We start from the raw sequence: 1,408 nt of genomic DNA, 5'->3' as shown, positions 1-1,408 counted from the left end.
ACATGTCGACACCCGCGCTGTTTTCGGTTATTGAACCAGTATCAACGCCAGTGATAATTGCAGCATCACCCACTGCCGCGAGCGTGGTTGACGCACCTGTATGGGTGATACCGCCGTGGGCATCTTTGACATCGTAATTAAAATGCACCGAGCCGTTATAGTCTGTTTCAGGCGTAAAGGTGAAGCTACCATCGGCATTGTTCAAAATGGAGCCGTGGTCGGCATGCAGGTTTTCAATTGTGAGTAATCCAGCATCGTTTGTATCGACGTCCACGGTATTAGCCAGCAGTTGTGCGGTAGTCAGAGTTTGGCGGGTATCTTCGCTGCCATTTACAATCACAACTTCAGATGAACAGTAAGGGCGGTCATTATCACCATGAATGGTAATAACAATGTCGTGGGAAGTACCATCTTTTGATTGGATAGTGATTGTATCAGTTAATGTTTGTCCTTCTCCGAGTTTATCTATAGTTGAACCGATAGTTGTTTTTCTATTGCCGACCCAATCTACGCTGCCAACCGTCACGTCGTAGTGCCAAGTTCCATCACTGTTTAACAATAAATGTCCATATTGTCCGTGGTATGAATTGTTCCAAGCACCGCCTTTAGAGTCAAACTGTGATTCACCAGTATCAGGGTCAACAATATCTAACTTGCCATCAGCGGTTAATGCAGCTTGTCCAAGTTTAGCCATACCAGGTTGTGCATAATCTGGTGACATATCGCCAAAACTGCCATGACCTTCATCAACGTCACCTGTTGAAATTCCAGTAATAACAGCTTTATCGTCAGTGCCATTGATGGTGACTGTGATCTGTTGCTCGGTGCCATCTATAGAATGAACGACTAAGGTATCAGTTACCGTTTCACCTGTTTTTAAACTTTGAATAGATGGTTGTGAATTATCAGCCGTATAAGTCCAGTGACCTAATTCATTTAACGCCAGTGAGCCAAATTGTCCTTGTTGTACTGTGGCTTGGAATTGATTTTGACCATTATCAACATCAGTAACGGTTAATGCGCCATCAACATGCAGTTGTCCTTGATGGACGTCTTTGTCTTCGGTTAATTGTGCTGAACTTGTACCGCCAATCACCGCTTTATCATCAGTGCCGTTAATGGTCACAGTGATTTTTTGCTCTGTGCCATCAACACTATGAACAACTAGCGTATCGGTGAGCGACTCGCCAGTTTTCAGACCTTGAATCGCTGGCTGAGAATTATCAGCAGTGTAAGTCCAATAACCTAATTCATTTAAAGAAAGCGCACCAAATTGACCTTGTTGCACAGTGGCCTGGAATTGGTTTTGTCCTGTATCGACATCAGTAACAGTGAGGGCACCATCGACATGAAGTTGTCCTTGATGGACGTCTTTGTCTTCGGTTAATTGTGCGGTACTTGTTCCTGC

1 protein-coding gene is annotated in these 1,408 nt (G+C 44.3%); it reads right to left on the bottom strand.

The window, feature by feature from the left end:
- Window positions 1-1,408 (bottom strand): VCBS domain-containing protein (locus tag AB4140_RS19530; protein ID WP_372002289.1); only part of this gene is annotated, 1,408 nt, incomplete at both ends.

It is taken from the genome of Shewanella sp. 10N.286.51.B2 (assembly GCF_041469265.1).
In the GTDB taxonomy this organism is placed as follows: Bacteria; Pseudomonadota; Gammaproteobacteria; order Enterobacterales; family Shewanellaceae; genus Shewanella.
The sequence above is the reverse complement of the archived record's forward strand: the minus strand, read 5'-3'. Positions and strand labels throughout refer to the sequence as shown.